Source organism: Candidatus Thermoplasmatota archaeon (assembly GCA_034660695.1).
GTDB lineage: Archaea > Thermoplasmatota > E2 > UBA202 > DSCA01 > JAYEJS01.
This window is the reverse complement of sequence record JAYEJS010000114.1, coordinates 62,234-69,051: the sequence shown is the minus strand read 5'-3', so window position 1 is coordinate 69,051 and position 6,818 is coordinate 62,234. Positions and strand designations below refer to the sequence as shown.

The 6,818-nt window shown below is 42.4% G+C and carries 5 protein-coding genes; 3 read left to right on the top strand and 2 right to left on the bottom strand.

Annotated features, from left to right (window positions below):
• Positions 1–246 precede the first annotated feature (246 nt).
• Positions 247–588, bottom strand: coding sequence for a DUF86 domain-containing protein (locus tag U9O96_06040; GenBank protein ID MEA2054654.1), 342 nt, complete (start codon positions 586–588; stop codon positions 247–249).
• Positions 585–878 (bottom strand): nucleotidyltransferase family protein, encoded by a 294-nt coding sequence (locus tag U9O96_06035; protein MEA2054653.1) that lies wholly within the window; start codon positions 876–878, stop codon positions 585–587. The genes U9O96_06040 and U9O96_06035 overlap by 4 nt, the downstream gene beginning before the upstream one ends.
• Before the next feature lie 186 nt (positions 879–1,064).
• Between U9O96_06035 and U9O96_06030 the strand changes: the two genes are divergently transcribed.
• From U9O96_06030 to U9O96_06020, 3 genes are all read left to right on the top strand, one after another.
• Positions 1,065–1,460 (top strand): nucleotidyltransferase domain-containing protein, encoded by a 396-nt coding sequence (locus U9O96_06030; GenBank protein ID MEA2054652.1) that lies wholly within the window; start codon positions 1,065–1,067, stop codon positions 1,458–1,460.
• Positions 1,457–1,867 (top strand): HepT-like ribonuclease domain-containing protein, encoded by a 411-nt coding sequence (locus U9O96_06025; protein ID MEA2054651.1) that lies wholly within the window; start codon positions 1,457–1,459, stop codon positions 1,865–1,867. Before U9O96_06030 ends, U9O96_06025 begins: the two co-directional genes overlap by 4 nt.
• A 480-nt stretch (positions 1,868–2,347) precedes the next feature.
• Positions 2,348–6,736 (top strand): chitobiase/beta-hexosaminidase C-terminal domain-containing protein, encoded by a 4,389-nt coding sequence (locus U9O96_06020; protein ID MEA2054650.1) that lies wholly within the window; start codon positions 2,348–2,350, stop codon positions 6,734–6,736.
• Positions 6,737–6,818 lie beyond the last annotated feature (82 nt).

The following is a 6,818-nucleotide window of genomic DNA, read 5'->3' as shown; positions in this document are numbered from 1 at the left end:
GAATATATCCCTATGAGTGAGAACATGGATAATATATGCTGAATGACACTGAAAAATCCTCAAACCACGTTACAAGAGTTTCGCGTATGCATCCTATTCATCCAAATCTACGGATTGTCTAACTAGTTTTCTTTTCTCTCTCAGCAGCCATTTCATTTCCATACTCAACTGGTGGCTGGATAAAAATGAATAAAAATTATAGGACTGTTCAAGAATGTTGGGGCATAAAACGGTAGATTTTTCATGTTACATTGTTTTATCCAATATCTTTTTGATTTTAGGTTTGATTTTGGGGAGGTCATTTTTCACTGTTTCCCAGAGTATCTCATATACGATATCAAAATATCCGTGAGTGAGTTTGTCTCTCGTTCCAGCCATCTCTCTCCACGGGATATCTGGATACTTCCTTCTAAACTCAATAGGTATATTTTTAGTGGCTTCGCCAATGATTTCTAGATTTCTGATAACCGCATCGACAGTTTTTTGGTCATTGCGAAAAGCTTCGATATCCATGCCTTCTGTATATCCTTCAATATGTTCTATACTTCGAAGGATATCCTGTAGAAAGATTTTGTAATCTCGCTTCATACTGAAACTGCCTCACTGAGTATGCTATCTTTCAGTGCTATTTTTATTCCACTTTTTGGAACGAGGTCTACTTTTGTTTTTAAAAGTTCACTGAGATATTCTTCCAGCTCAATAAACTTTATCAATCCAACAGGTTTCGAAAATTCTACAAGTATGTCTATATCGCTACCAGAAACCTGATCACCACGTACATATGAGCCAAATACGCTTATCTCTTTAACATGGTATTTCTCTGCCATGATTTCTTTATGCGATTTCAATATATGCTTTATCTCATCAATTTTTTTCATTTTTATCCTTGCTTCTTGTTTACCTAAATATTTTAATATCACTTAAATTTTTCCTATAACTATACGGCACATAAGAAGCATGTGTGAAAAAACAACTTGACCGAATTCTCTGAGCCTAATATCTGTATAGAGTTTCTCGAAACCGACAAAAGGAAATATTTAAACATCTTTTGCCGATATCATTTCATGATGAAAGAAGAAATTCTGGACAAACTGAAGCAATTTTTACACTTTAACAGGTTAAAATTCGTTTATCTTTACGGCTCTTCAGTTACCGGAAATACTACTGATAGGTCGGATATCGACATATGTCTTTATTATGACGTCAATGATAAAAAAGAGTTAAGCGAGCTTTTTTTTACGATAAGCGGTTCTTTTCCAGATAAATATGACATTCAGATGTTTCAGTTTCTACCTCTATACGTAAAAAAGGAAATTTTTAAAGGAGAACTTATTTACGCCGATGATAAGGAATTCATTCACGATGTCGCTCATAGGACAATCGAAGAGTACAATGACTTTGAACCCAGATACAAATACATACTTTATGGAAAAACTGGTGTGGAAGGTGCTACACTATGAATGAAAGAATATTGAACAAACTCTCTGATGCTAAAGACAGCATTAATCTGGTGGAGAAAAATTTACCTGAGAGCTATGAAAATTTTTTATCTATGAGCAGGCTTGAAAGAGATGGAATTTACAAAAATGTGGAGTTTGCCATTCAGAACATCTTAGATATATGTGCTCTCATTGTAAAAGATAAGGATTTGAGGGTGCCAGCCAGCGATGATGACATGCTCGATGAGCTTAAAAATTCAGAGGTTATGGACAGTGAAACGATAAAGATGCTAAAAAAGATGGAAGCCTTCCGGAATTATCTGGTTCATAGATACGGAAGGCTTGATGAAGAAATAGCGTATCATGACATAAAAACAGGTTTGAAAGATTTTACCGAAATATTTACGGAAATCAAAAGATCGCTATAACTGATACATCGGGCATTTCACAGGTTGATTTTTATCTTGACGGCGAGCTTGTAAAAAGTATTGAGAAAGAGCCTTTCCGCTGAGTTTTCAATAAGCAGCCATTTCATTTCCATGCTCAACTGGTGGTTAGACGGGATACGGAAATGAAAATGATACAATATGTATTTTTCCGTAAAATATGTAAAATATATTAGATACCAGTTTATCTTGCTTGTATATTTGTATTATAGATTGTATTATAGAATAGAGCACGAAAGCTGGTACGGCTCTGGAGTCGGCCAAAATAGCTTAACACCACCAAGAAGCGAAATAAATAGGAATAGCAAGAGTTTCGTGTATGCATTCTATCCATCCAAATCCCTGTTCACGAAGTCTACGGATAGTTTGTGTGCTGTTGTTTGCCGGATTCTGCTTTTTTAAATGCTTTTCACCGAAGCTTTTATATACCATTTTTTCTATATACAATTTGGAGGCAAAAACATGAAAGCAAAAAAAGCAAAAAATGGAATAAAAGTGTTGATATCTCTAGTGATTGCGATAACGATAACAGGAATACCAGCAGTGGTCTTTGCTGATAGCGGTGGAGATAGCGGTGGAGACGGCAATGCGGTAGAAGGCACTACTACAGATGTCCTTTATGGAGAATCAGGGACGCCGCCATACGACCCAGCAAATTATGGAAGGCACGAAGATAACAGACATGTTGAGGAAAATGGATGGTACGACCCATATGCGGCCGATAGAGGAGGTCAGGTTCCGCCTGACGTTGACGTAACATATCTGGACGTGCCAGACCCAACAGTACCACATGAGACATCGGAAACAAATGTTGTTGCTACGGTAACAAACTGGGACGATGTGCCACATGAGGTAAAAGTATTCCTGCAGATATACGAGGAAATTGAACCCGATCCCTTTACATTCTGGTTCGACGATATGGAATCATGTTGCCACAATTGGACAGCAGTTGATGTTGATGACGATGGCGTTACATGGGGATGGACAGAAAAGAGAAGCTACTCACCAACGCACAGCTACCATAACGTATATGACTGTGTAATGGATGACAACGGAGGAACTTATGTGGGTAATTCATTGGACCAGCTTATCAGCAGGGAGATAGACATTACTGGCCTATGCGATGGAACACCGTCGGTCTGGCTGAATTTCAAGCAGTGGATACAGGGAGAAGTAAGCGAAGAACAGGGCAAATTCGAAGATTACGGCAAGGTTTATTACAGAATCGACGGCGGGGCATGGGTGCCTTTGGCAATTTACGCAGATAGCGAGGGCGAATGGCTAACGGCAGACCCGGATGATTTCGGCTCGGATTATGTCTTAGATATAGGTACATTTACATACTCACATGGAGCACCTGTCGGATGGTTTATACCACTCACTCCGGACAATACAACGATTCAGATAATGTTCGAGTGGCATTCTGACCCATGCACTCAGTTTGAGGGATGGTACATTGATGATGTTACACTTATGGCACAGTGTGGCGGAATGCAGCCGTTGGTGTGGCAGGAATATAAGCCTGTAGATGAGGCAATGTATCTTGGGGCATTCAATGAAACAGCGTTCCAGAAGCAGGTCCAGTTTATGTTGCCATTCACGCCAAAGGACGATACGACATACTTCTTTGAGGTGTATTCAGAACTTATAGACGACGATGATGTAGATGGACACTATGATTTTGAGGGAGATAACGAGTTTACGACGCAAAATATCACATGGCTCGGCATACCCGATACACCAGAGGGATGGTTTATTGATCCAATGACCGGGGCACGCTACTGGAATCCAAAGAATGGTGTCAATGAGAGTGTTTACTTCGGTGATTGGCATGATGGTGCAGGTATCAGTGTATACTTCGGAGCAGATGGCAATGAGATAGTGCAGATAGAAAAGACCACTGAATGCATAGATGTACCAATTTCTTATGTCGTTGCCAATGAGGGAACAATAGAAGAGCCAATACCATACCAGATAGAAGTGCACAAAACGGCAGTTGAAAATGTCTTCTACGATGATTATGAGCAGGGAGATACCGATTATTACCTCGACCAGGGATATGAGATAGGTTACTTTGCCAATCCCAATTGTGTCCTGCCGCATGTAGAAACAGAGATGCTTGCCCACTCCGGAACAAATGCATGGTACTTCGGTGATGCGGTCTGTCCCGACCAGAATGAAGGTTACTACGGCAGCAATATGTACTGTGCTTTCAGAACACCGGAAATAGACATGAATGAGTATATCGGTGTGACGACAACGCACCTTAACTATTGGGTAAACTTCAATATCAACAATGAGTTAGGTCCAAGTCCAGGTTATACAGGCCACTTCGATCCAGGATACTCTGATAAGTGGTACTTCGGTGTTATAACTGATGCAGGCATCTATTTGTTCCTCTCAAGTACAGCTACATCCGGAACCAGTGGTGGCTGGCTTCCAGTTGAAAGCACTAACACCCCAGGAGAAATTTCGGGTTACAATGCAGTACATCCAGGTAACCCATGGTATCCAATTATCATTACTGCGGGACCGGAAACCACTGAACCTGACCTTATGACGTGGCTCAGAAGCATTGGATACGATGCTGATGGGAAGATAGCATTCTTCTGGGCAATGGCAACCGGTGACGCAAACAACAACTATCCTGATGAGCCGTGGAGCGGATTGTATGTCGATGATGTCCAGCTCTGGGGAGCCGGTCTGGGAGAAACAATATGGAGCAGCGATATGATGTATGAAACCCTCGAACCCGGTGAACAATCCGACGAGCTGACCATTCTGTGGAACGCTTGCGACTATTGCGATTATACCCCTGTAGTTAAAACACACGTTGAAGACGACTGGAATACGCACTTCAAGGGAGATCCAGACCTTGGATACATGTACAACGATGAGGCACAGGGCAGTAATCTGTACATTTACACGGAACTTTATGATGAAGACTTTGAAGGCGGCGGTTGGATGGGTGATGTAGGTGAATTCGGATCGGAATGGAGCACTCATGATAATACATTTGGCGAGCCGGGACAGTGGGTTATTTGCGATGACGGCGCTCCGGGATGGCAGTTGAATCATTTCCTTTATACTGGTGACGGAGATGACTCATATGAAAACTCGTACGATAATAACAGGAACGACCTCGTTGTGCCTGCGGATGGAGACGGTATTTTGGCATTTGACTTAACTGATATGGTAATGGCACAATTGAGATTTGACCTGTGGAATGAAATAGAAACCGACTGGGATTATCTGACACTTGAAATCAGCAACGATTCAGGCGATAACTGGTGGACGATCGCTCACTGGAACAACGTGACTAATTATGGATACAACATGGAGGAATGGGTACACTATGACATGGAACTGTTCAACGGAACCGATTACATAGTAGCATACAATCTGTATGTACCCGCATGTCCGTACATTGATCCGTACCCACCTTGTGAGTACTTTATAAACATATCTTATGTCAACGTGAGCATAACAGAGGACATGCATTTCCGCTTCCACTTCATGAGCGACAGTGGTTACGCGTACAAGGGTGCATACATAGACAATATTGAACTCGTCAGCCTGACCAACGAAACAGTTCCATACGATGGTACTGACCAGCCTTGGAGATGGACAGAAGAAGTCCTGTTCGAAGATGACTTCGAGGATGGCATGGGCAAGTGGCATACTCTTGAACCGTGGACGGGAAGCATGTGGCACGTATCGGATACATGCAGTTATCCAGATGATGACGAGCATTGTGCAGCCAACTTTGATCCATATACATACAGCAGCTACAACAAGCAGCTGTACCCGGCGCAGTGTAACCTTAGTGGTTGGGGATTGCCACCAGCATACTGGCACTACACTACCGCAATGTACTTTGGCTATGACAGCAGCTACATGAACTATCGTAACAATGCAGACGATAAGCTCATACTGGACCTAGACCTCTCAGGTGTCTACCAGGCATGGCTGAGGTTCTATACCAATTACACAGTGATAGCGACAGGTGACTTCCTGTATGTGGAAGTAAGCACTGACGGCGGAGAAACATGGAATACAATAGCGACATACCAGGGTGATTCCGGCGGATGGGTTGCTCAGTCAGCATTACCGGCGCTTGGATACACGTATAACTATGGTATCAGTCTGACGCCATTCACCGGTGGCGAAGCTTTGATACGATGGAGACTTGTATCCGATGAAACAGATGTTGGTGCGATACAGATAGACGATATCTTAGTAACAGGCAAGAGAGACACAGAAGCTCCGGTGACAACAGCAATTGTAAATCCACCAGAACCTGATGGATGCAATGGCTGGTATACAAGTGATGTCACAGTAACGTTGACCGCAGTTGACCGCGAGATGGGAACAACATACTACAGCATAGATGGCGGAACATGGCTTACATATACAGGACCAATCACGATAGGCATTGATGGCGAGCATACCATAAGCTACTACAGCGTTGATGCAGTCGGCAACGAGGAAACAGCCAAGTCGGTATCGTTCAAGATAGACAAGACAGCACCAACTGGAAGCATAACTTCACCAGAAGCTGGGTATATATACTTCTTCGGAAGACAGATCATGCCAAGGATACTCGACAAGAGCAAGGCACTGATAATCGGTGGATTGACTGCTACAGCGACAGCAAGCGATGCAACATCTGGCGTTGGATATGTAACCTTCAGCACCAGCAAGGGAAGCGTAGAAGATGCAGTAAGCCCATATGAATACAACCTACCGTTCTACTTCCCATTCGGAACCGATACATTGACAGTAACAGTAACGGACAAGGCATGCAACACAGCCAATGCAGGCTCAGTAGACTACATAAAGATACTGTAAAACACAACAACACCCTTTCCCCTTTTTTATTTTTTTAATTTATGTTTTTTTAGAATGCAGGCATTTCCAAGTCGGCGGGTGA

Excerpts from the sequence above, each read along its gene's own strand:
- U9O96_06040 (MEA2054654.1), bottom strand. The coding sequence starts at position 588 with ATGAAGCGAGATTACAAAATCTTTCTACAGGATATCCTTCGAAGTATA.
- U9O96_06035 (MEA2054653.1), bottom strand. The coding sequence starts at position 878 with ATGAAAAAAATTGATGAGATAAAGCATATATTGAAATCGCATAAAGAA.
- U9O96_06020 (MEA2054650.1), top strand. The coding sequence starts at position 2,348 with ATGAAAGCAAAAAAAGCAAAAAATGGAATAAAAGTGTTGATATCTCTA.
- U9O96_06025 (MEA2054651.1), top strand. The coding sequence starts at position 1,457 with ATGAATGAAAGAATATTGAACAAACTCTCTGATGCTAAAGACAGCATT.
- U9O96_06030 (MEA2054652.1), top strand. The coding sequence starts at position 1,065 with ATGATGAAAGAAGAAATTCTGGACAAACTGAAGCAATTTTTACACTTT.